A 936-nucleotide genomic window follows, 5' to 3' on the forward strand; every position below is an offset into this window, starting at 1 on the left:
CATCGGCACCCCCGCCGGGGCCCCGCCCGAACTGGTGCGCGCGGTCCGCGAGGTGTGGGCCGACGTGCTGGAGACCGACCTCGCCTCCGTGCCCGCCGACGCCGGCTTCCTGACCCTGGGCGGCGACTCGGTCCTGGCCGTTCGCATGGCGGCCCTGCTGCGCAAGCGCCTGGGCGTCGCGCTCGCCCTGGCGGACGTGCGGGTCGAACACAGCGCCGCCCACCTGGCGGCCCTGGTCCACGAACACGCCTCGGCCACCGGCGCCGCCCGCCCCCTTCCGCTGGAGCTGCGGCGTCGCGAGGATCCCGGGGCCCCGTTCCCGCTCCTTCCTCTCCAGCAGGGGTACTTCGTGGGTCAGCAGGGCGGGTGGGAGCTGTCCTACCGCTCGGCCCACCACTACGTGGACATCGGCTTGATCGACCCCGACCCCGAGGAGGCCCCCGAGGCGCTGCGGGACGCCCTGGAGCGGCTGGCCGAGCACCAGGCCGTGCTCCGGGCCCGGATCCTGCCCGACGGCCGGCAGCGGATCCTGCCACCGGACGACCCGGAGGCGGCGCCGCCGCTGCGGGTGCAGGACCTGCGCGACCTCCCGGACGAGGAGGCGGCGGAACGGCTCGCGGGGATCCGGCACGAGATGAGCACCGAGGGGCCCGATCCCTCGACCGGCTGCGGGCTGGACATGCGCCTGACCCTGCTGCCCGACGGCACCGCACGGCTGCACTCCTCCGCCAGCCTGCTCATCATCGACGGCTGGTCCTCGGGCGTCTTCTACCGCGACCTGTTCGCGCTGGTCTCGGATTACAACGCGGTCCTCGCCCCCCTCGACATCGACTTCGGCGACTACGTCACCGCACTGGGCGACCTGCCGGGAACGGAGCAGTGGGAGGCCGACCGCGCCTGGTGGTGGGACCGGCTCGACGACTTCCCCCTCCCGCC

Annotated in this window: 1 protein-coding gene; it reads left to right on the forward strand. The window is 74.7% G+C overall.

Going from position 1 to position 936, the window contains the following annotated elements; translation table 11 throughout:
• A partial coding sequence (locus FOE67_RS27025) for a phosphopantetheine-binding protein (protein WP_228474352.1) occupies positions 1-936 on the forward strand: 936 nt, incomplete at both ends.

The sequence above is a fragment of the Streptomyces calidiresistens genome (assembly GCF_014141525.1).
GTDB classification, from domain to species: domain Bacteria; phylum Actinomycetota; class Actinomycetes; order Streptomycetales; family Streptomycetaceae; genus Streptomyces; species Streptomyces calidiresistens.